This is a genomic window from Paenibacillus dauci (assembly GCF_000971985.1).
Classification (GTDB): Bacteria; Bacillota; Bacilli; order Paenibacillales; family Paenibacillaceae; genus Saccharibacillus; species Saccharibacillus dauci.
Genome location: NZ_KQ040803.1, coordinates 25,344 through 47,455 on the forward strand (window position 1 = coordinate 25,344; position 22,112 = coordinate 47,455).

Here is a 22,112-nt window from a genome sequence, read left to right on the forward strand (position 1 = left end):
TAAAATAAATAGTTGTAGGTGATGTAAGCGTATAACAATGCTTATATCCATTGTGCCTGACCGCTGGTCATGGGTCAAGCGAATCTGTCGGAAGTTTCCATATGCCGGTTGCCTATCATCGTTACCATTGCAGTACGCGTAAGCCCTTTTTCGGTTAAAAAAGCAGGAATGCCTCTGGGTATTCTTTTGCTTTTGGATCTGAAAAGGGGCTTTTTTGTAATTGATAAAAGGAGTAGATTGTCAGACATCTCCATTCCTGCCTTTAATTATCGGTGGGGCGAAAAATAAAGCTATGCTATACTGATAATGATTATCAATATTATTTGGAAAGGATGGCTATGGACAAATATGGTATTTGGTAGACAACTGCAAATCGGGATCTGGCTTCTGGCTGCCGCAGCGGGACTACTGCTGTCGGTCTTTTTCGCTGTGTCCTATGGGGCAAAAGAACTGACACTGTCTGCAGTCTGGTCTGCTGTATGGCATTATGATCCAGGCTTGACTTCCCATCAGATTGTACATGATTTGCGATTGCCGCGCGTTCTGGGTGCAGCTGTAATCGGCATGGCTTTTGGTACGGCAGGTGCCATGATGCAAGGAGTAACACGCAACCCGATGGCGGATACCGGTATTCTGGGGATCAATGCAGGTTCGGCAGCAGTGGTGGCACTAAGTTTTGCATTTATTCCGGGAGTTTCTTATTTACAGCTGATGCTATTGTCATTTGCTGGTGCGGCACTGGCTACACTGCTTATTTTGCTGCTTGGCTCTGCCACACCGGGAGGGCTGACTTCGATGAAGTTGACCATAGCCGGGGCAGTGATTGCCGCAATGCTGCACTCTTTTAGCACCGGCGTAGCGATTTACTTTGATCTCAGCCAAGATCTGGCTTTCTGGTATGCCGGAGGGGTGGGCGGGATTACATGGGCTCATCTACAGTTGATTACACCGGTGATTATACTGGCAATGATAGGGGCCATTTTGTTGGGGCGACCGATCACTTTTTTGTCGCTCGGGGATGAGTCGGCAATCAATCTGGGAATACGGGTCCGCTACATAAAGGTGATAGCGCTGACGTTAGTTGTTATTCTGGCAGGTGTATCGGTATCGGCGGCTGGATCAATCAGTTTTGTGGGTCTGGTTGTACCGCATATGGCAAGACGTCTGATTGGCGTGGATTATCGCGCAGTCATTCCGTTGTCTGCGCTGCTGGGAGCAATTTTGCTGGTGTGGGCAGACCTTGCTTCGCGTATAGTTCAGCCGCCCAGGGAGTTTGCTATCGGAGCGATGGTAGCGATGGTCGGAGTTCCCTTTTTCCTCTATCTGGCAAGGCGGGAAGGGAGAGAACTGTAAATGAATCTACATCATATGCAAATGCAGCGTGCACGTCGTGCCTGGTGGGTGAGCATTATCCTGCTGGTCATCGCGATTGTAGTCATCCTGATTAGTATCAATACAGGGACAATTCGTCTGTCTCCGCTACGAGTATTGTACACGCTGCTAGGACTTGGCACCCGGCAGGAACATATGATTATGTTCGATTACCGGTTACCACGCATCCTGATTACGATTCTGGCTGGAGCGGGTATCGCGGTAGCTGGTGTGATTCTGCAAGGTACTTCCCGCAATTCTCTGGCTGATCCTGGTGTACTCGGTATTCATGCCGGGGCAGGGTTCGGGTTAATTGTTTTTGTATCCTTTTTCCGTACCATGGACGGTCCGGTATCCCTGATGATCCCACTGTTCACTTTTGCAGGCGGGGTATTGACGGCAGTGGTTATTTTCCTGCTGTCTTATGACCGTCAGCGAGGACTATTGCCGATCCGTATGATTCTGGTTGGTATTGCAGTAGCCGCCGGGATCAGCGCGATCACACTATTGCTGTCATTGAAGCTGGATGAGGATACATACACGTTTACAGCGACATGGCTGGCAGGCAGCGTCTGGGCCAGAGATTGGGTTCATGTATGGACGCTGCTACCCTGGATTATATTGCTCTTGCCATTGGTGTACTGGCACTCGCGTTATCTGGATTTGTTCACGCTCGGAGATGAGCTGGCTTCCGGTATAGGCAGTCAGGTCAATCGGAACCGAATTGGTCTAATGCTGCTGGCAGTTGCCCTGTCTTCCGCGAGTGTAGCTATGGTGGGTTCGATAGGATTTATTGGATTGATTGCTCCACATATAGCCAGACAGCTCGCCGGCACGCAGCACCGTTACTTTATGCCAGCAGCTGCACTGCTCGGTGTGGTGATTCTGCTGACAGCCGATACGATAGGACGCTCGATTTTTCACCCCAATGCTGTACCGGCTGGTGTAGTGGTAGCTGCGATCGGTGGTCCTTATTTTTTGTATTTATTATTCAAAAGTAAATTCTAATAATGATGGAGACAAAGAAACGATATTGAATAAGTAGTAAAGGGGTTCGGATTCCGGACCGAAGCAATGAATAAAAGTAACTCATCTATGTGGAGGTTTTATAATATGTTCAAAAAAACGCATCTTATTATAGTTATTGGTATTATGATGTCATTGCTGGCAGGCTGCGGACAACCGGCAGCTGCACCATCTGGTACGGCCGTCCAAAAAACAGCAAATGGTACTATCACACACGATGTCAACGCACGGGTCGCTTCCATGTCGATTCATATTACCAATAATCTGCTTGCTCTGGGTATCAAGCCTGTCGGCTCTGTAGTCGGCGGTGATGTCAAAGACTTTCTGCCGCATGTAGCCGATCAGCTGCAGGGTACAACCAAGCTGGGGCCGGTCGCTGATCCGGATATGGAAGCACTGCTTTCTCTGCAGCCAGACGTGATTTATATCGATAAAGAATACTCTGGCAAAGATCTGGCCAAGTTCGAAGCTATTGCTCCAACAATCGTAATCGATATGGACCAGGGAACCTGGCAGGACCAACTCAAACAGATCGCCACCCATACAGGACGTACCCAGCAGGCAGATGAATTTATCAAAACCTATGATGCCAAAGCTGCCAAAGTAAGCGAGATGATCCACGCCAAACTGGGCGCCGATGCCAAAGTCATGGCGATTCGTGCAACAGCCAAGGAGCTGCGCGTGATGAGTACTGGCAGACCTCTCGGTCCGATCATGTATAATGATCTGAAACTTCAGCCTGCTGATGGTGTAGCTGATATTGCAGCTACGGAGCCATTCGCTGTGATCTCCAAAGAAGTACTGCCGGATTACCATGCTGATGCGATCTTCGTCATTATCAGTAAAGGCAGTGAAGCGCAAGCGACATTCGACGCACTGGAATCCAATCCGGTCTGGCAGAATCTCAAAGCGGTAAAAGAAAAGCATGTCTATATGCTGGATGGACAAAAGTGGCTGGATTACTCTTCCCTCGGTCACAGTATGGCACTGGATGATGCCGAACAGTTATTTTCCAAATAAAAGCTTGTTTCTCCCAAACTTATTTTGATAATTGGAAAGATTGAAGATTGAAGATTGAAGATTGAAGATTGAAGATTGAAGATTGAAGATTGAAGATTGAAGATTGAAGATTGAAGATTAGAAGCCAGTGTAAACTTGCAAATGATATCAACTATACGGAATGCCAGAAAGGAAATAAGAGAACTGGACGACCTTTAAGCCTGGAGATCCTCTTTTCCAATTAAAGATTCAGGATCTCCAGGCTTAACCGGAGGACAGTCTCTTATTCCTTTCTGAAGTGGATGAATCTAATCACCAAAAAGCCCCTGCAATTTTCCTATCACCGAGAGGATATCCATCCTGACTGGTATACGGAAAAGCAGGGGCTTTATTCATTTCATCGTACGTATTGGATTCACTTCATTCACTAAATGCAGTTCCTTAGCTCATATGCAGACTGAGTCGGTCGTTCATTTTGTCGGGGCTCAGCCAGCCTACATAGGAATCAATCGCCTGGTAATTCTCATCCATCACAACAACTGCTACAAACGGATACTGACGACGATGACGATAACGTACATCCGCCCAGCGTACAATATAACCGTTCGATGTTTCTTCTACCTCGGAGACCGTGTAGGAAGAAAAGTACAGGAGTGCGCGTATATCGCGATGACTGCGTGAAGCTTCGATCGCCGGATGACTCATGGACTGAATCGAATCGATCCAGATCAGCTTGTCCGGGCTATACCAACCGATCCGGTAGCTGCCATCTTTTTTGGCATGAACCACATGCCAGCGGCGCAGGGAAATCGTAGGGATGAGTATATAGTGACCATCTGGCTCCGGAGAGCGTCCGTCCTCGATATCCATCTGCTCGACTTTGCGGGTCAGGTACCAGTGAGTCAGCGTACGCCATACATAGTACAGCGCGATAACGACATACAGGGTTACAAATAATGGAGCAGGCGCTACCAATCCCGTAATCCACAAAATTAAGGCTGCGATATGAGTACCGAAAATAAATGGATCAAAAATATTAATAATATTCCATGAAATCCATGTCTCGCTAAACGGACGCACCGCCTGGGTCCCATACGTATTAAACAAGTCGGTAAACACATGCAGTACGACGGCTACAGCTGTCCATAGCAAAATATGCCAGAAGCCTTCCTGGTGCAGCAACAGCGACGTAAATCCGCTGATCAGTGCAATCCACAGTGCCATAAACGGCAGGGAGTGGGTGATACCTCTATGATTGCGCACATAGGTCGCATTATCTTTTAGTCGTAAAATGGTGTCGGAGTCCGGCGCCTGTGAACCTACAATTGTAGCGACCATAACGGCAATAGCAAGCCGCGGATCGGAAGCAACAACAGGATCAACATAGGCAAGTCCGGCAAGTCCAAAACCCATGGCAAAATGGGTAGCAGTATCCATTCGGTATTCTCTCCTTATGACTTTCAGGATGTCCGTATTCATGAGGAATAGGAGGTCTGACGCGACAGTAAAAGCAGGAGTACTGCAGTATTCTGTCTCTATATTATATATCTGTTCCAGTTAGTGTGTAGTTTACCATAAACGGAAGACGAAAATATTAAAGCACGATGAATTCAGCACCTTGTCAATAAATTGTCATAATAATGACCGATCCTACCACTGAATTCCAAAGACTTTTGTATACAGGTATGATAAAGTTTATAGAGCAATTATTTTGGGTGATTTATTTTATTCACTTTTTGTGAAAATCTGTAAAAATGCATAACGCATTTGCAGATGATATACAGAGAGTGAATATTTTTGTGATTATGCTTCTTGTTTACTCATCGGCTGTTATTAGCTGAATATTAAGGAGGAACTTATAAACGTGGATAAACATTTGGGTTATCAAACTCCCCCGGATTCCACAACGTTCGTAAGCCCGTCTCCGCAAGACCAGGCCGTGACCTGGAGAGATTTTGTCGCTTTAACCAAGCCCGGGATTCTGAGATCGAATCTGGTGGCTACGTTTGGCGGCTTTTGGCTTGCTTCCGGCTGGAATGTTCATTTTATACATCTGATCTGGACATTGCTCGGCACCATGCTCGTTATGGCTTCTTCGTGTGTATTTAACAATTATTTTGACCGTGATCTGGATACCAAGATGGCACGGACACAGGATCGTGTACTGGCTACACGCCGCCTGTCACCGAATGTAGTTCTCTGGTATGCTATAGGACTCGGTGTACTCGGTCTGGGTGTACTCGCCATATTCTCCGGCTTGCTGGCGGCAGCGCTTGGGGTACTCGGCATGTTCGTATATGTGGTTATTTATACGCTCTGGCTGAAGCGCTCGTCTACATGGAGTACTTCCATCGGTGGAATCTCCGGTGCGATGCCACCTGTAATCGGCTATGTAGCAGTAACCAATCATATTGATCTGGCTGCCTGGCTGTTGTTCGCGATGTTGTTCCTGTGGCAACCACCGCATTTCTGGGCACTTGGTATTCGTCGTGTGGAAGAATATCGTGCTGCAGGCTTTCCGCTGCTTCCCGTTGTCAAAGGAATTACGCGGACCAAGTATCAGATGCTGCCGTACATTGCGCTGCTGATTCCTATTCCGATTCTGATGTATGTGTACAACTATACCGGAGTCATTTACATGATTGTATCGCTGGTATTATCAGTCGTATGGCTGTTCATGGCAGTAGCAGGCTTCCGCAAACCGGATACGGATAAATGGGCGAAAACAGCTTTTATTTTCTCCATTAACTATCTCACATTAAGCTTTATCCTGATGATTATTGATACTGTTCATAAATAAAAGCCATAATAGAGTACAAATTGAAGTTTTACAGCTCCCATTTCCCGGGTAATACCGGATACTTTATTATTGTAGCCGCAGAGTGTTCTTCATCTCTGCGGCATTTTTAATAGGCAAAAATCGATTTATGACCACGAAGGCCCGGGATCGATAATGTACTCGTCCAGTCCTGCTTTTTCCAGCTGGGCAACCACGTATTCGTCCGGTGTGCCTTCTACACCTGCATAGCCGCGCCGGGTATACATATGGGTGGCATCCGGAAAAGTATCGCTCAAAACAGCACGTATTTTGCGACCGGATGGATCGTTGTCCATAAACAGATACACTTCGTTCTGGCCAACCTGCTTGCGCAGCTTCTCCAGCTTTTGCGAATTCAGTGTGCCAAAGGTGCATAAAATCTCTACTTCGGGTTGAAGCAGTCTTCGCAGCTTGCTACGGTCATTTTTGCCTTCTACAATAATATGAATCAAGGTCATCACCTCTATAAATAATGGTATCGGATAGCGAGGTTCCGATGCAAAAACAGGAGTGCGGGAAACTGCTGACACCCTGTATATACTTCGGTTATAATGATTCTAGCTTGCCGACCCAATTGGCAGCCTATGATAAATCTCTGAATTGTAATGAATACACCAATTGTGCTGAATTTGACTCAGCAGATGCAAAATGCAGGAGGGGAAACAAGATGGATTGGCAGGTATGGAGCGAATTTTTCAGGCAGAACTGGCTGATCATTCTGGTAGCCCTGATTATATTGTTTATGGTTATTAATCTGGTCAAAACGGTGATCAAATGGCTGATCGTTATTATCATTGTCGTTGCCGTGTGCATATATAGCGGAATTTCTATCGATCAGATCCGTGATACCGTCTCCGGCGTAACCGGTCAGACCGTAGCCGCTCTACAGGAGCAGGCGATGGATGTGATGAAAGATGAGGCGAAGAGTGCCCGCTTTATCCAGAACGGTGATGGCACCTATACCATCAAGACCGACACGATTGAATTGAAAGGCACGCCGGGAGCAGGCAAAGTCGGAGTAACTTTCCGTGGTGTTCCTCTGGGAGAATGGGAGATTAACAGTACCATTCGTTCAATGATTGACCAGGCCAAGAAAAATACAGCTGCAGGAGCTTCCTCCTGATGAACAGTCTGATCAAATGGGAGGAACGCATGTATGGATCTGAGCAGTATCCAAGCATTATTCGATAGCAGTCTGGTCTCCTGTCTGTTCTATGGCATCGTGCTGATATCCGTACTGCAGGGAATCCGTCATGGTGTGGTCCGTTCAGCCGGTATGCTGTTCTCATGGGCAAGTCGTACGCTGCTGACAATCATTGCGATTATTCTGGCTGCTCCGTTTGCCCTATGGGTGTCTCCACATGTACAGACTTGGGCAAAGCAGGTATCTTCGTCCGTACCGCAGGGAGAATTACAATGGTGGTGGGAAATGTACTATTCGGCGGTCTATCTGATCTCGGAGTTCTCGCTGCTGCGCTTTGTAGTGCTATTTATGCTGAGCTATGTGGTAGCGAGTATTTCCTTTTCATTGCTTGCTGTACTGCTGCTGCCGGAGAGGTGGCGGCAGGGAGGTCTGCCTATGGAAGAACGTCGTTCTTCGTGGTTCAGCCGTGTACTGGGCGGTGGCATTGGACTCGTGAATGGACTACTGCGCTGCGGGATTGTTATTCTGGTTCTGTTTATCGCGATCAGCCTCTATCCCAATACGAAAATGTCCTCTTATGTAGAAGCTTCCTCGCTCTATAGTCATACGGTTACAGCTGTCGTACAGCCGCTTACAGGTTCCTTTGTCAAGAATACCCTACCTGTATTCACGAGTGCCGTGGAGCAGGAGCTGACCGGTATTTTCCAGCGTAAATACGATGTAGTCGATCGCAGTATTCCTGCGGATATCGAGGAAGCGGCGGCATCCGTCGTATCGGGTGCAAGCGGAACAGAAGACAAGGCGCAGCGCTTATACGAATGGGTTGGTTCACGGGTTAGTTATGACTATGGCAAAGTTACAGATTATGAGCAGCGCGGCGTATGGCATGAACAGACACCGGAAGATACTTTTGCTACCCGAATGGGCGTCTGTATCGATTATGCCCGTCTGTATGCGGTAATGGCTCGTTCGCAAGGAATCGAAGTGCGGGTTGTTACCGGGCTCGGTTATAACGGTCAGGGAGGCTACGGACCGCATGCCTGGAACCAGGTGTATCTGCCGGATCAGCAACAGTGGGTACCGCTTGATCCGACATGGGCATCTGCAGGCAACTGGTTTAACCCGCCCAAATTTGCAGAGACCCATATTGAACAAAGCGTATTATAAGGTGCACTGGCAGGCTCCGAATCCAGTAATTCGACAGCTAAACGCGAAATTTCTCAATCGCCTGTCGGCTATGCTAATATATAGAGTACATGTTGAGTCGTAGAGTCCCAAACCGCACAATACAGTACCATTCGTAAGAAGGTATCTGTGAATAGCGGCATCTATACCAAGGTAATCAGATACATTTGAACGATCAGGCATTACAAGACCGTGCCTTATAAACAGGTGCTGTCTTGTGATGTCGTGAAAAGAAGGAGAAAGATCAAGAAATGAAGAAATCGGGTATTGATGAGTCGTCCAAGCGCGAACTTCGAAATCAACGTCAGTTCTCTATCCGTCTGAACGTTTTCTTTTTTGCGACATTTATTGTATTTACTGTCCTGATTGTAAGGCTGGCGATTCTCCAATTCGTCGAAGGACCCACACTAAGGGAAAAAGAAGCAAGCATCTCGACCAAGAGTACGCCAATTCCACCGATTCGCGGGAATATTATGGATGCCTCGGGTAAAGCTCGAATCGCGTATTCCACGTCCTCGCAATCGCTCTATTTTACATTGACCAAAAATTACAAATTGGAAAAGAACAAGCCGGAACTATATAAAATTGTCGGCAAGCTCAAAAAAGTATTTAATGAATATGGCGATCCCAAGGAAAAAATGACTGCCGAGCAGATCATCAAAGCGATGGATATTGAATCCAAGGTACAATTTGGATACACGCCAAGACGAATCAAAAAGAATCTGACCAATGAAGAAATCGCCCATTTCCTGGAACACAAGGATGAGTTCAAGGGAATCGAGATTGTCGAGGAAAGTGTACGTCACTATGATACCGATCAAGTAGCAACACAGACAGTCGGTTACCTGCGCCAGTTCAGTGGCGTCAGCGCGACGATGGATCATTACATTAACAAAGCCAGAGTAACAGATGCAGATGAGAAATATCTGTCTACCGAGTATGTAGGTGTAGATGGTATTGAGTATGCATACCAGGATGATCTGCGCGGTAAAAATGGTCTGAAAACAACGCCTGTCAATTCACTTAATATTGCCACAGGTCGAACTGAATTGACTGCCCCGCAAAAGGGAAATAACGTCTGGATGACGATCGATAAAAATGTACAGCTGGCTACCCAAAAAGCGATTACCGATCAGCTGTCTTATCTGCATTCCTATCGAAGCGGCAGTTCGTATGCACCTAACGCCCAGACAGGCTATGCCGTAGCAATGGAAGTAAGTACGGGTAAAGTTGTGGCCATGGCTAGTATGCCAGACTACGATACCAACGTCTGGGAAAACATGACAGACGAAACGTACAAAGAAATCCAGCCTCATGTTGCCAACGGTACGATCAAAGAAGTATATCGTGAAGGTCATGCTTCCTCCATGGTATTGATGGGATCGGTTATCAAGCCCCTTACCGTACTGATTGGGCTTAAAGAAGGATTGATCTCACCGGGATCTGTATATCAGGATAGAGGGTATGCAGAGTTTGGTAAGGAAGGTCATGAGACCAGAGTACGTAACTCTAGCGGACATGTTTATGGACCTTTGACGCCAGCGAGAGCCATTGAGCATTCGTCTAATGCATTTATGATCGATGAAGTGGGACTTCCACTATATCGGAAATATCAGGCTAATTCCGTTAATGTATGGGATAAGTATATGAAAGAATTCGGTCTAGGTATATCTACAAAAAGTGGATTGCCTGGCGAAAGTACAGGTTCAGGCGAATACCTGAATTTGGAAGCTGCTGGTAGTGCGCAGGCAGCGATGGCTTTTGCTTCCTTTGGTCAGCAAGGGAAGTATACAACGTTACAGCTGGCTCAGTATGTAACCACACTCGCGAATGAAGGCAAGCGTTTAAAACCGCAGTTAGTCAGCAAAATTACTGACTCTGAAGGTAATGTAATTAAGACAATCAAGCCGGAAGTCGTAAATACTATTGAATTCCCGCAATCTTATTGGGATAGCATTAAATCAGGAATGAAAAGTAAGGTATCTGGTTTCGATGGATTTCCTTATGACTATGCTCGCAAAACAGGTACATCAGAGCAATCTATTTATGGACATACTGTAGATAATGGGGTATTTATTGCCTTTGCACCGAGAGAGAATCCAAAGCTGGCAGTGGCTGTAGTTATTCCAGAAGGTGGTTTTGGAGCACAGAGTGCAGCACCAGTAGCTCGTAAAATCTTTGATGCGTACGACCAAGAATACGGTCTGGATGGTGTGCCCAAAAAGAATAAATTGAATATCAATAAATAGGTTTATTCTCAAAGTTTAATAATTTTTATCTTAAAAATAAAACCAAGCTTGGTAGCTTGGTTTTATTTTTAATTTTAGAATATTTGACTATATGTATATATTGTACTATAATAAACGTTGTTCTTTTTGAAGATAAAGGATAAAAAAACAATTAAAGGAGAATTTGATTATGAAAAAGGTTTGGATTTCTGCATTGGCAATTGCTATAACTGTAGGAGTGGCTGCTTCTTCTGTGGATGCTGCCTCTGCATCTGTAACTTCAAGAAAATCTGAGAATGCTGCAAAAGAAACTAGAGTTATTGGCGAGGGAAGATATATTAAATTTACATGTACATACGCAGGCACAGCATCAAATGTGGCAAGCAACGGTTATTGTGAGTTAACTAAAATTTCAAACGCTTCAACTAGGACATTAAATGTTGGAGGTCCTGGAACACACTCACCTGGAACTGAATCTGTAGATTATTACATGGACAAAGGAGCGCAGTATATCCTCAAAGCTGATGTTGAAATTACAGCGCCATCCAATACTTCTGTCACTGCCTCAATTCGATAAGATTGATAAGAATATCAGTATAATACCTCACTTTATTAAAAGTTAGAAATCACCATAGGAATGTCAGTTGAAATTAGAGTGTTTTAATGTCGATTGCGTAATTAAGGATATTCTTGGAGGTATATTATTATGAAAAAGATAATCACTGTTTTAATGGTAGGCATGTTTTCTTTGATACTACTTGCTCCTATAGCAGATGCAGCTCAAGTAGAAATGGTAAAGTCAGATAGTAAGATAGTATTTAAAGAATCTTCTCAATTTCAAGGAACAGGAAAATATCAAAAATTTACTTGTTCGATTGCGGGAAGTGGAGGCCTTTCAGGAGATTGCATGGTGTTAAATGTATCTAATCATACAATAGCATCTGAATTAGGAGTTGGAACCTCTTCTAGCTATCCTAATAATAATAGTATTGATGTATTCTTGAATAAAGGTCAAGTTTATCGTCTTCAAGCACGAGTTGATATTCAAACAAATAATGGTGTTACAGTTAGAGCAGCAATAGATAATTAAAAATCAAGGGGCAGATTTAGATTGCCCCTTGATTTTTTTTGTTCTCTTCTATACAGAGAATAGAAGCTAAGTAAGTATAATTGTAATTAATAAAATATAAAAGTATTCTTTTGATTGATCTTAGAATGATTAATAGATATTGCATCCGGGATGTGTTCCTGCAGCAGGTTATGCTAAAATGAAGAAACAACTACATATTATGGAATGCTCTATTTGTAAAGCATTCTGAAATAGATGATATATCCACAATAAAGGGAGGTTTATAACGTTCATGAAAAAAATAGGTTCATCCGAGTCGGAAGAGTTTGAAGAGAGTCACCGACGCCAGTTTTCGATCCGGCTGAATATTTTCTTTTTTGCTACTTTTCTTATATTCACTGTGCTTGTGGTACGTTTAGCTATTTTACAGTTTGTGGAAGGGCCTACATTGACGGAGGAAGAATCAAGTATTACCAATAATGAGACACCGATTCTGCCGAGCCGCGGAATTATCTATGACGCATCAGGCTCCAAGATCGCGTATTCGATTCCAACACAATCGCTGTATTTTACATTGAATAAAGATTATCAGCTGGAAAAGAACAAACCGGAATTTTACAAAATTGTCGGAGACCTGAAGCGTGTATTTAATACATACGGTGATCCGGACAAAAAAATGACGGCTGACGAGATTATTGATGCGATGGATATTACGTATCGTAAAAACTTCGGTTATACGCCGCGCCGAATTAAAAAAGATCTCAGCAACAAAGAAATCGCTTATTTCTTGGAGCACAAAAGTGACTATCAGGGTATTGAAGTTCGAGAGGAAAGTATTCGTCAATACAGCCCGGATCGCGTAGCAGTTCAGGCGGTCGGTTATCTTAAAGGATTCTCTGGAGTTAAGGGAGATAAAAACTATCAAGGTGGCTTGATCAAATATAGAAATAGAGCGCAACTTACCGGAGCCAAAGATAAGTATCTTGATACAGAATTTGTAGGTATAGATGGTCTGGAATATATGTACCAAGATGAATTAAGAGGGAAAAATGGTGTGCGTAGTACACCTGTCAATGCACTTAATCGTGCTGACGGACGAGATACATTAATACCACCTCAAAAAGGTCACAATCTGTGGATGACTATTGATAAGAATGTACAGCTTGCAACTCAGCAGGCGATTACCAATCAGGTCGCTCAGCTACGCTACCAGCGTGGTACGGGTAATGCGCTAACTGGTTACGCGGTAGCCATGGAAGTGCAGACTGGCAATGTAATTGCGATGGCAAGTATGCCCGATTATGATTCGAATATCTGGTCCAAATCACCATCAGGACAACAAATTGCTGATCTAGAATCGATTTATCCAAATGGAACCATCCGAGAGATTTATAATGGACGACGCGCATCCTCCATGGTGTTGCTTGGCTCCGTTATCAAGCCACTCAGTGTTATGATTGGAATGAAAGAAGGACTATTCACTTCCGATACATGGTACTATGATCGTGGTTACGCAGAATTTGGTAAAGCAGGACATGAGACTAGAGTACGAAATGCATTGGGAGAAGTACTTCAGTCTTTAAATCCGACAAAAGCTATCGAAAAATCTTCCAATGCTTTTATGGTCGATATGGTGGGTAAGAAGCTTGTTGTTAAATATGGCAGCAAATCAATTGATGTATGGGATAAATATATGAAGGAATTTGGTCTTGGTGTATCGACCCAGAGTGGGCTGCCTTATGAAAATGAAGGTCGTGGCGAGTATACCAACCTCAAAGCAGCAGGTAGTGTGCAGGCAGCGATGGCCTATGCTTCCTTTGGTCAGCAGGGACGTTATACGACGCTCCAGCTTGCCCAGTATGTTACTACCATTGCCAACAAAGGCAAACGTCTCAAGCCGCAATTTGTGAGCAAGATTACGGATGCCAAAGGTAATGTAGTCAAAGTAACCAAGCCGGAAGTGCTGAACACTGTTGACTTCCCGCCGGAATACTGGAATACCGTTATTAACGGAATGCGCAGTAAAGTGGAAGTGCTGAATAATTATCGCTATGATGTAGCTCGTAAAACTGGTACCTCCCAGCAGTCGGTATACGGCAAAATTGTCGATAACGGTGTATTCATCGCCTTCGCTCCACGTGATAATCCAAAGCTTGCGGTAGCCGTAGTTATTCCGGAAGGCGGATTCGGTTCCAAAAGTGCGGCACCTGTTGCAGTCAAAATTTTTGACGCGTATGATCAGGAATACGGTCTGGATGGCATTCCAAAGAAAAATACATCGACCAGTGAAGGTGAAGAAGCAGCATCGCAATAATGGACTTTCGATGATTTTTCCAACAATAGTAGGAGCTATCCTATTGAACAGCAAGTCAATCAGCATAAAAGGCACTTTCCTCTGCGGAGGGAAGTGCCTTTTTTTGTGTATGTACAGCCGGGGTTTTAGCACTTGCATTTTGACATTTCATCCCTTAAAATTTGCACTAAGGAAACATTATTTCCTTATATAAAAATAAGGTCATATGGGCAATATTTTTGTAAGATAGCAATAATAATCCGATTGAAACTGCACTTATAACATCTGCTACTAAAAGAAAAGGAGAGAAATGATGAAGCGAAATGTAAAAACACAAAAATTACAGAACAAAATAAAAGCCTCTATCCTGAAGCACGTTCAAACGATCAATAACCGTAAAACGGTAACCAGCCAAGCGAGCAGTTCTGACAATAAGCAACTTACAAAATATATTCCCGTATTTTTGGGGTTGCTACTGCTTATATGTATTGCCGGCTGCAGCAACCCTTTTGGATCGGAAAATAATGCCGAAGCCGAAGCTGCAGACAAATTTCGGATTACAGCTACTACAGGCATGATCGCGGATGCTGCCCATCAAGTAGGCGGAGAGCATGTATATGTAACCGGTCTGATGGGCCCCGGCGTGGATCCTCATATGTACAAAGCTTCCCAAGGTGATATCCGTAAGCTGGATGAAGCCGATCTGGTCTTATATAACGGACTGCATCTGGAAGGCAGTATGACGAATATTATGGAGAAAATGAGTCGGACACGTGACGTAACCGCTGTAACAGCTTCAATTCCGACCAGTGAGCTGCGGCAGAGCGAGGAGAATTCCAGCGAATATGATCCGCATATCTGGTTCGATGTGAGTCTGTGGATGCAGGCAGTCGAGCAGATTCGGGATTCGATGATCGCATCCGATCCTGGTCATGCAGAAGATTACCGGATCAATGCATCCGCCTATTTAGCTGAACTGAAGCAGCTGGATAAAGAAGTCCGGCAGCAAATTGCCAGTATTCCAAAGCAAAGCCGCGTACTTATAACAGGTCATGATGCTTTTGGTTATTACGGAGATGCATATGATATCGAAGTCCGCGGATTGCAAGGAATTAGCACAGCTTCCGAATATGGTTCACGTGATGTAAGTGAACTGCGCGATATGCTGGTAGAGCGCCGTATTCAGGCTGTTTTTGTAGAAAGCAGTGTACCTGCCCGCTCTATGGAAGCTATTATCGCCGGAGCTGCGCAGCAGGGACATACTGTCCGTATAGGTGGTGAATTATACTCGGATGCGCTGGGTGAACAAGGCACTGCTGCCGGAGACTATATAGGGATGGTTCGCCATAATACAGAGACGATTGTAAAAGCACTTCGGTAATCACCAATGACCCTTATATTCAAATCCAATTCAACAAGGGAGGAATCAATATGAATAAAAAACCTGTAAATATGCCTGATCATACAGCAGTCAGTCCGTTACATGCTCAAGGAATCACCGTAGCCTATCATAAACAGCCTGTTGTACAAAATGTATCGTTTAAGCTGGACGAAGGCCGGCTGGTCGCGCTAATTGGCCCCAATGGAGCCGGCAAATCTACTTTGCTCAAAGCGATGCTCGGACTGGTACCTGCAATCCGTGGTGAAGTTAGTGTGTATGGACAGCCTTATGCCAGTCAGCGCAAACGGATCGGTTATGTGCCGCAGCGTGAATCGGTAGACTGGGATTTCCCAACCAATGCGCTGGATGTGGTATTAATGGGCACTTACGGACGACTTGGCTGGTTTCGGCGTCCAGGAAGGCAGGAACGAGAGATAGCGATAGAATCCTTGTCCAAAGTCGGCATGGCGGATTATGCGAACCGTCAGATCAGTCAGCTGTCCGGAGGCCAGCAGCAACGTGTTTTTCTTGCCCGTGCGCTTGCTCAGCAGGCTGATCTGTATCTAATGGATGAACCATTTGCCGGTGTAGATGCCGCTACTGAAAAAGCGATCATTACTCTGCTGGAACAGCTCAAGCAGCAGGGTAAGACCGTATTGGTCGTACATCATGATCTATCGACAGTAGAGGCCTATTTTGACGATGTACTGCTATTGAATCGTGAACTTATCGCAGCCGGTCCGGTAGAGATGGTATTCAATACCGAGATGCTGCAGCGTACGTATGGTGGTCGGCTGACCTTTTTACAAGATAGCGGCAGCATGATTATGACGGGGAAATAGGGAGGAGTAATAGCGATGGATATGCTTGTTTATATCGTTAACGATCCTAATATTCGCTGGATTATTCTCGGCTGCATGCTGCTTGGTCTTAGCAGTGGAGTTATTGGCTCATTTATGGTGCTACAGCAGAAAAGCCTGATCGGCGATGCACTTGCTCATGCGGCCCTGCCGGGAATATGTATTGCCTTTATGCTGCTGGGAGTGAAGTCGACGGCCGGGTTTCTGATCGGTGCGCTAATTGCCGGTATGCTGGCAACCGTAGGAATCCGCTGGATTACCGAACATTCCCGGATCAAGCAGGACGCAGCAATGGGGATTGTTTTATCCTTTTTCTTTGGGATTGGTGTCCTGCTGCTGACCCGCATTCAGCATAGCGGCAATGGTGGACAGAGTGGACTGGACAAATTCCTGTTTGGACAGGCAGCTTCCATGATGCGGCAAGATCTGTATCTGCTCACCGGTATCAGCATTGTACTGATTGCTGTCTGTATCCTGCTGTTCAAGCAGTTCAAGCTTGTGAGCTTTGATCGGGGCTTTGCAAAGGGACTTGGCTGGCCGGTTGTCTGGCTGGAGCAGATCATTCTGCTGCTGACTGTATTTGTCGTCGTAGCAGGTATTCAGGCAGTCGGTGTAGTGCTGATGTCGGCGCTGCTGATCACTCCGGCGGTAGCAGCACGTTACTGGACAGATCGTCTGCATATTATGATCATACTGGCAGGGATATTCGGCGCTGTCAGTGGTGCTGCAGGAACCGTATCGAGCAGTATGGTCTCCCAACTGCCGACAGGACCTGTTACCGTGCTTGCAGCGACGCTGATTTTTGCAATATCTGCACTATTTGCACCGCGACGGGGATGGCTTGCCCGCCTGTGGCAGCATCGACGGAATCGGCTGGAATGGAACAACAAGGGAGGTGTATCGCATGAGCAGTGATTTCTGGATTATGCTGACGGCAGCACTAATGTCAGCCAGCTGTGGTCTGCTGGGCTGCTTTCTGATTTTGCGTAAAATGGCACTGATTGGCGATGCGATCAGTCATGCGGTACTGCCGGGGATTGCGATTGCCTTTCTGCTGAGTGGAGGGCGGGATTCGATGGCGATGATGATCGGAGCCACTGCGTTGGGGCTGATTGCCGTATTTCTTATTCAATGGCTGCAAAGCTCCGGCATCCAGTCAGATGCATCGATCGGTATTATTTTTACCGCTTTGTTCGCTGTCGGTGTGATTCTGGTTAGTCTGAATGCTCGCAATATCGATCTGGATCTGGATTGTGTCCTGTTTGGCGAGATCGCCTATGTACAATGGGATACCTGGATGATGAATGGTATAGATATGGGACCACGCTCGGTCTGGATGCTGGGCTTTGCATTATTGGTTATTCTGACGCTGCTGGGACTGTTTTACAAACAGTTCAAAATTACTGCCTTTGATCCGGCGATGGCAGCAGCCTGCGGTATTCCAGTCATGCTGTTCCATTATCTCTTGATGGGTATGGTATCGATGACATCGGTAGCTTCTTTTGAGAGCGTAGGTGCCATTCTCGTTGTAGGTATGCTGGTTATCCCTGCTGCTACCGCCTACCTGCTGACCGACCGCCTTGGCCGAATGCTGATTTACAGCGTTATCGTTGGCGTTGTTAGCTCTATTGTGGGCTATTATACTGCCTATATACTGAATGCCTCGATCGGCGGCAGTATCGTAACTATAGCAGGTATTTTCTTCATTATTACGTTCCTGCTGTCTCCACGCCATGGTATCTTGTTCCGCAAATTACAGCAAAAACGTATAGCATCATCTATGACGTCTAACTAAAATAATATTGGGATTTGAATAAATCAATTCTAATGGAAATAGACAGGTTTTGACGAAATGACCGGTATACTGCTGGTCATTTTTTATTGCAGAATCAAATTCAATACATTGAACAAGGTACAACCCATTACCAGCAATCCCTTAAAATAAAAGAGTCAGTAACAACGTGATTAATTATGAAGTGAATATTTAAGAGGTAAAAAGTAAAAAAACAAGAAATAACAAGTATGAAGTATGCAAACAGCACGGAACGAAGGCAAGAAAATAAGGGCAAAGGACGACATTGGAATAGAGGAATCTACATGTACTCCTAATTCATAGATTCCTCTACTCCACCGGAGGACGTGCCCTTATTCCTTACCGGAGTGGATACAATGTCAACCACTTAAATACATCTCCACACCACATCTATATCACAAACGTAGCTGCTGTTGCCATGTACCATTCTAACGTCCACTTTACAAAAGCTTTTGTGAGCGTTGAGCATAATATGCTAAAATACCTCTGATACGCCATAATTCGTAGCTGTTAACTTCACAGTTTACAAATAAATAAAAAAATAGATGGAGGAACACCTCATAATGACAATACGCAAATACAAGCTGCTCGCTCTCGATATGGATGGAACGCTGCTCAACGACAATCACGAAATCACCCTGGAGACGAGCAAATGGATCAATAAAGCTATGGATGAAGGCATTCATGTCTGCCTCTCTACCGGTCGCGCAGCCAGCAGTGCATTACCTTATGGACAGGAGCTCGGACTGGAGACACCGATGGTTACGGTCAATGGCAGTGAAGTGTGGAAAACACCGCGCGAACTGTATCGCCGTACGCTGCTGGACCCGGATCTGGTACGCAAGATGCATGATTTGGCTGTAGAGAAGGATGTATGGTTCTGGGCATATGCTGTCGAGCGTCTGTACAATCGTGACCGCTGGCTGGAAAATACACCGCTGGAGCAAATAGAGTGGCTCAAGTTTGGTTATAATACCGAAAACGATCAGCTACGTCATGAGATCCTGATGGCGCTGCAGGATATGGGCGGTCTGGAAATCTCCAACTCCTCTCCGCACAATCTGGAGATTAATCCACTGGGTATTAACAAAGCAGCCGGTATTGCCGAAGTCTGCCAGCTACTGAATATCGACATGTCCGAAGTCGTCGCGGTAGGTGACAGTCTGAACGATCTGGCTGTTATTCAAGCGGTAGGACTGGGTGTAGCCATGGGTAACGCTCAGGAGACCGTCAAACAAGAAGCTGATCTGGTGGTAGCCAGCAATAATGATGACGGAATTGTTGAAGTCATTCGCGATCATATCCTGATCTAATCTTTTTGTGTTCTGTTGATCTCCTGCATTTGAAACCAATGTGTCATTTGGACAGTATACAGGTATACAAATAGTAGAGTATATCTACGGGAGCGATTATGCTGATCTGCGCTGGATACAGAGTAGATGCAGGATGAAGACACCCCAAAGTTACTGTCTGAATGACAGGAATGATGATGTGCCGATTCGGATCGCACGGAACGGTCAAAGGAGAGAGACGCATGGTAGAAGTAATAGGTTGGATACTGGTCATTGCTCTGTTTGTGGTAGGGATGCTGGGTACGATATATCCGGTACTGCCGGGAGCATTGGCGATATATTTTGCATTTTTCGTATACGGATGGTTTTTCTCGTTCGCTGAGTTTGGACCATGGTTCTGGATTATCCAGACCGTTATCGTAGTTGTACTGTTCGTAACAGATTATCTGGTCAGCGCTTATGGCACCAAAAAGTTCGGTGGGACGAGGCTGTCGGTTATTTTGTCGACTATCGGTCTGATTATCGGTCCATTCGTTATTCCGGCCTTCGGTCTGATACTGGGTCCATTGATCGGTGCACTTGCCGGGGAGCTGATCAGCGGCAAGAACTTCCAGACTGCCCTCAAAGTAGCCTGGGGAACAATGCTAGGACTGCTGTCCAGTGCCATTGTAAAAATTATTCTGCAGCTGGCTATGATCATCGTCTGGATTATCTGGATTGTAGTACATTAAGCGAGTGTGCATTGCGAATTACGCAACAGCTTGTCTATAATAGTAATGCTGACGTAAGACGACGACCGGAAGGCCAATCAGCCTTCCGGTTTTTTGTGCCGGTTCGGTTACATAGACAGTCTGTAAGCTTCAGGATTTTATTGCTGATTCCTGCTGTACCTACAATAGTCAGCAGGTAGCAAAGCAAAACATATAATGAAACGATTTAATTAGTATGCATCCATGATGTGACTGGAGAGAAGGGGAATTATTTTGGCTAAGGCAGAATCATTTATCAAAGGAACGATCATCCTGGCCGTGGCGGCACTGGTCGCCCGTGTGCTAGGACTGGCTCAGCGTGTACCGCTGGAGCATTTGTTAGGGTTTACCGGGGATGCGGCATTCTCGATTGCCAATAACGTGTATCTGATGCTGCTGGCCGTCGCTACAGCGGGTATTCCAAGTACACTCAGTAAAATGGTATCCGAGCGATATGCGCTAGGACGTCCGCATGAAGCACAGCGCATTTATTATGCAGCACTGCTGTTTGCCGGAGCGGCAGGGGTGGTCATGACACTGCTTCTGTACTTCGGAGCGCCTTATTATGCAATGTTGTCCAAGGAGCCGGCAGCGGCATTATCCTTGCAGGCGATTGCACCATCTCTGCTGTTGTTCCCGGCGATTGCCATGATGCGTGGTTATTTCCAGGGACGCAATATGATGATCGCGGGCGGTGTCTCCCAGATTGTAGAGCAGTTTGCTCGTGTGTTTACGGCCATTTTACTGGCGTATCTGTTGGTTCGTATTGGTTATGGAGATGTGGAAGTTGCTGCAGCAGCTTCATTTGGTAGTGTACTCGGCAGTATTGGTGCTTTTGTGGTAATGATTTACTTTACACTCAAGCTGCGCAAACAGGATGCCGCGAACCGTCTGGAAGTGAGAGCAGACGGGGAAGCCGTTATTCCGTTAAGCCGGATTTACAAGGATATTTTCAAATTATCGATTCCAATCGTTATTGCTTCCCTGACGATTCCGGCAGTCAATATTATCGATAGTACCATCATCAAACCGCTGCTGATTGATCAGGTTGGCAATCTGGCGGCAACGGCTTCACTCGGGATTCTGGGACAGCGTGCGCAGAGTATAGCGGGTATTCCCCCAATTCTGGCGATAGCGCTGAGTACCTCGTTGATTCCGATTATCTCGGCCGCCTATGCCCGCAAAGAACAGGAGAATCTGCAAAAACAGATGACTCTTGCCCTGCGAATCTCGGTACTCACCGGTGTTCCAATTGTACTGATGCTGGCGACCGCTGCTTATTGTATTAATGGATTATTGTTCAGCTCACGTGACAGCGTAGGGGCAGATGCACCAAGTATTATTGCGCTGCTGACTATCTGTACGATTTTCCAGATTACGATGATGACCAGCAACTCCATGCTGATCGGAATCAATAAAGTAAATCGCTCGATGGTCCATGTACTGGCCGGTATTGCACTCAAACTGGTATTGAGCCTGGTGCTGTCGCAGTTCCTTGGTATCTACGGTATTATTGCTGCGACCGGATTATGTTTTGTTCTGATTACGATTCTCAATCTGCGCTCCCTGCATCAGGTCGTTAACTTCTCTGTATTGGGCAGCCGCTGGCCGGGATTCCTGGTTACGGTTGTTGTGCTTGGACTGGTCGGACTTGGCCTGAATCAGGCGGGAATCGGATTGACGGCATGGATAAACGACAGGGTTGCATTTTTCATCGGTTGTTGTATGGTAGGAATAGCGACACTGATAGTGTATCCGGTGATGCTGGTGATCTTGCGCGTAGTACGTGCAGAGGAATTGTCTTCGTATCCGAAGCCGCTGCGTAAGCTACTGACACCACTGATGCGTCTGCAATCTCGCAAAGCCTGATTATTTATTATTCAT

19 protein-coding genes are annotated in these 22,112 nt (G+C 45.7%); 17 read left to right on the plus strand and 2 right to left on the minus strand.

The window, feature by feature from the left end; translation table 11 throughout:
• The first annotated feature begins 348 nt into the window (after nucleotides 1-348).
• From WH46_RS07350 to WH46_RS07360, 3 genes are all read left to right on the plus strand, one after another.
• A complete protein-coding gene (locus WH46_RS07350; protein ID WP_046226244.1) occupies nucleotides 349-1,353 on the plus strand; it encodes a FecCD family ABC transporter permease in 1,005 nt (334 codons plus the stop codon).
• 21 nt (nucleotides 1,354-1,374) lie between these two features.
• Nucleotides 1,375-2,379 carry a FecCD family ABC transporter permease gene (locus WH46_RS07355; protein WP_046226274.1) on the plus strand — a complete coding sequence of 335 codons (1,005 nt, stop codon included), beginning with the start codon at nucleotides 1,375-1,377 and terminating at the stop codon, nucleotides 2,377-2,379.
• A 105-nt stretch (nucleotides 2,380-2,484) separates the two neighbouring features.
• Nucleotides 2,485-3,417 (plus strand): ABC transporter substrate-binding protein, encoded by a 933-nt coding sequence (locus tag WH46_RS07360; RefSeq protein WP_156172232.1) that lies wholly within the window; start codon nucleotides 2,485-2,487, stop codon nucleotides 3,415-3,417.
• Nucleotides 3,418-3,837: 420 nt separating this feature from the next.
• On the opposite strand, the gene WH46_RS07365 is transcribed toward WH46_RS07360, so the two are convergent.
• Entirely contained in the window at nucleotides 3,838-4,833 is a 996-nt protein-coding gene (locus WH46_RS07365; protein ID WP_017815586.1) for a metal-dependent hydrolase, read from the minus strand.
• A gap of 427 nt (nucleotides 4,834-5,260) precedes the next feature.
• Between WH46_RS07365 and cyoE the strand changes: the two genes are divergently transcribed.
• Nucleotides 5,261-6,196 (plus strand): heme o synthase, encoded by a 936-nt coding sequence (gene cyoE / locus WH46_RS07370; protein WP_046226246.1) that lies wholly within the window; start codon nucleotides 5,261-5,263, stop codon nucleotides 6,194-6,196.
• 125 nt (nucleotides 6,197-6,321) lie between these two features.
• Here cyoE and WH46_RS07375 read toward each other — a convergent pair whose 3' ends face one another.
• Complete coding sequence (locus WH46_RS07375; RefSeq protein WP_407944403.1) at nucleotides 6,322-6,666, minus strand: toprim domain-containing protein; 345 nt, start codon at nucleotides 6,664-6,666, stop codon at nucleotides 6,322-6,324.
• Nucleotides 6,667-6,881: 215 nt separating this feature from the next.
• Here WH46_RS07375 and WH46_RS07380 point away from each other — a divergent pair, with 215 nt between their 5' ends.
• The 13 genes from WH46_RS07380 to WH46_RS07440 all read left to right on the plus strand — a co-directional run bounded on the left by WH46_RS07380 (nucleotide 6,882) and on the right by WH46_RS07440 (nucleotide 22,097).
• Nucleotides 6,882-7,337, plus strand: coding sequence for a VHS/ENTH/ANTH domain-containing protein (locus tag WH46_RS07380; protein ID WP_017815589.1), 456 nt, complete (start codon nucleotides 6,882-6,884; stop codon nucleotides 7,335-7,337).
• Between the two features lie 33 nt (nucleotides 7,338-7,370).
• Nucleotides 7,371-8,525: a transglutaminase domain-containing protein gene (locus WH46_RS07385; protein ID WP_046226248.1), complete on the plus strand. Its 1,155-nt coding sequence runs from the start codon at nucleotides 7,371-7,373 to the stop codon at nucleotides 8,523-8,525.
• A 269-nt stretch (nucleotides 8,526-8,794) separates the two neighbouring features.
• Nucleotides 8,795-10,792 (plus strand): peptidoglycan D,D-transpeptidase FtsI family protein, encoded by a 1,998-nt coding sequence (locus WH46_RS07390; RefSeq protein WP_046226249.1) that lies wholly within the window; start codon nucleotides 8,795-8,797, stop codon nucleotides 10,790-10,792.
• A 169-nt stretch (nucleotides 10,793-10,961) separates the two neighbouring features.
• Nucleotides 10,962-11,348: a hypothetical protein gene (locus WH46_RS07395; protein ID WP_046226250.1), complete on the plus strand. Its 387-nt coding sequence runs from the start codon at nucleotides 10,962-10,964 to the stop codon at nucleotides 11,346-11,348.
• A 129-nt stretch (nucleotides 11,349-11,477) separates the two neighbouring features.
• Nucleotides 11,478-11,861: a hypothetical protein gene (locus WH46_RS07400; RefSeq protein WP_046226251.1), complete on the plus strand. Its 384-nt coding sequence runs from the start codon at nucleotides 11,478-11,480 to the stop codon at nucleotides 11,859-11,861.
• Between the two features lie 271 nt (nucleotides 11,862-12,132).
• Entirely contained in the window at nucleotides 12,133-14,154 is a 2,022-nt protein-coding gene (locus tag WH46_RS07405; RefSeq protein WP_046226252.1) for a peptidoglycan D,D-transpeptidase FtsI family protein, read from the plus strand.
• A 292-nt stretch (nucleotides 14,155-14,446) separates the two neighbouring features.
• Nucleotides 14,447-15,514, plus strand: a complete 1,068-nt coding sequence (locus WH46_RS07410; protein WP_082208337.1) for a metal ABC transporter solute-binding protein, Zn/Mn family — start codon at nucleotides 14,447-14,449, stop codon at nucleotides 15,512-15,514.
• A gap of 50 nt (nucleotides 15,515-15,564) precedes the next feature.
• Entirely contained in the window at nucleotides 15,565-16,356 is a 792-nt protein-coding gene (locus tag WH46_RS07415) for a metal ABC transporter ATP-binding protein (protein WP_017815594.1), read from the plus strand.
• Nucleotides 16,357-16,371: 15 nt separating this feature from the next.
• Nucleotides 16,372-17,289: a metal ABC transporter permease gene (locus WH46_RS07420; RefSeq protein WP_046226253.1), complete on the plus strand. Its 918-nt coding sequence runs from the start codon at nucleotides 16,372-16,374 to the stop codon at nucleotides 17,287-17,289.
• Nucleotides 17,279-18,169, plus strand: a complete 891-nt coding sequence (locus WH46_RS07425; protein ID WP_046226254.1) for a metal ABC transporter permease — start codon at nucleotides 17,279-17,281, stop codon at nucleotides 18,167-18,169. Before WH46_RS07420 ends, WH46_RS07425 begins: the two co-directional genes overlap by 11 nt.
• A gap of 581 nt (nucleotides 18,170-18,750) precedes the next feature.
• On the plus strand, nucleotides 18,751-19,500 hold the full coding sequence (locus WH46_RS07430) for a Cof-type HAD-IIB family hydrolase (RefSeq protein WP_156172233.1): 750 nt from the start codon (nucleotides 18,751-18,753) through the stop codon (nucleotides 19,498-19,500).
• A 221-nt stretch (nucleotides 19,501-19,721) separates the two neighbouring features.
• Nucleotides 19,722-20,210, plus strand: coding sequence for a DUF456 domain-containing protein (locus WH46_RS07435; RefSeq protein WP_046226256.1), 489 nt, complete (start codon nucleotides 19,722-19,724; stop codon nucleotides 20,208-20,210).
• 252 nt (nucleotides 20,211-20,462) lie between these two features.
• Complete coding sequence (locus WH46_RS07440) at nucleotides 20,463-22,097, plus strand: putative polysaccharide biosynthesis protein (protein ID WP_046226257.1); 1,635 nt, start codon at nucleotides 20,463-20,465, stop codon at nucleotides 22,095-22,097.
• Nucleotides 22,098-22,112: the final 15 nt, after the last annotated feature.

Excerpts from the sequence above, each read along its gene's own strand:
- WH46_RS07350 (WP_046226244.1), top strand. The coding sequence starts at position 349 with ATGGTATTTGGTAGACAACTGCAAATCGGGATCTGGCTTCTGGCTGCC.
- WH46_RS07355 (WP_046226274.1), top strand. The coding sequence starts at position 1,375 with ATGCAGCGTGCACGTCGTGCCTGGTGGGTGAGCATTATCCTGCTGGTC.
- WH46_RS07360 (WP_156172232.1), top strand. The coding sequence starts at position 2,485 with ATGTTCAAAAAAACGCATCTTATTATAGTTATTGGTATTATGATGTCA.
- WH46_RS07365 (WP_017815586.1), bottom strand. The coding sequence starts at position 4,833 with ATGGATACTGCTACCCATTTTGCCATGGGTTTTGGACTTGCCGGACTT.
- WH46_RS07380 (WP_017815589.1), top strand. The coding sequence starts at position 6,882 with ATGGATTGGCAGGTATGGAGCGAATTTTTCAGGCAGAACTGGCTGATC.
- WH46_RS07385 (WP_046226248.1), top strand. The coding sequence starts at position 7,371 with ATGGATCTGAGCAGTATCCAAGCATTATTCGATAGCAGTCTGGTCTCC.
- WH46_RS07390 (WP_046226249.1), top strand. The coding sequence starts at position 8,795 with ATGAAGAAATCGGGTATTGATGAGTCGTCCAAGCGCGAACTTCGAAAT.
- WH46_RS07395 (WP_046226250.1), top strand. The coding sequence starts at position 10,962 with ATGAAAAAGGTTTGGATTTCTGCATTGGCAATTGCTATAACTGTAGGA.
- WH46_RS07400 (WP_046226251.1), top strand. The coding sequence starts at position 11,478 with ATGAAAAAGATAATCACTGTTTTAATGGTAGGCATGTTTTCTTTGATA.
- WH46_RS07405 (WP_046226252.1), top strand. The coding sequence starts at position 12,133 with ATGAAAAAAATAGGTTCATCCGAGTCGGAAGAGTTTGAAGAGAGTCAC.
- WH46_RS07410 (WP_082208337.1), top strand. The coding sequence starts at position 14,447 with ATGAAGCGAAATGTAAAAACACAAAAATTACAGAACAAAATAAAAGCC.
- WH46_RS07415 (WP_017815594.1), top strand. The coding sequence starts at position 15,565 with ATGAATAAAAAACCTGTAAATATGCCTGATCATACAGCAGTCAGTCCG.
- WH46_RS07420 (WP_046226253.1), top strand. The coding sequence starts at position 16,372 with ATGGATATGCTTGTTTATATCGTTAACGATCCTAATATTCGCTGGATT.
- WH46_RS07425 (WP_046226254.1), top strand. The coding sequence starts at position 17,279 with ATGAGCAGTGATTTCTGGATTATGCTGACGGCAGCACTAATGTCAGCC.
- WH46_RS07430 (WP_156172233.1), top strand. The coding sequence starts at position 18,751 with ATGACAATACGCAAATACAAGCTGCTCGCTCTCGATATGGATGGAACG.
- WH46_RS07435 (WP_046226256.1), top strand. The coding sequence starts at position 19,722 with ATGGTAGAAGTAATAGGTTGGATACTGGTCATTGCTCTGTTTGTGGTA.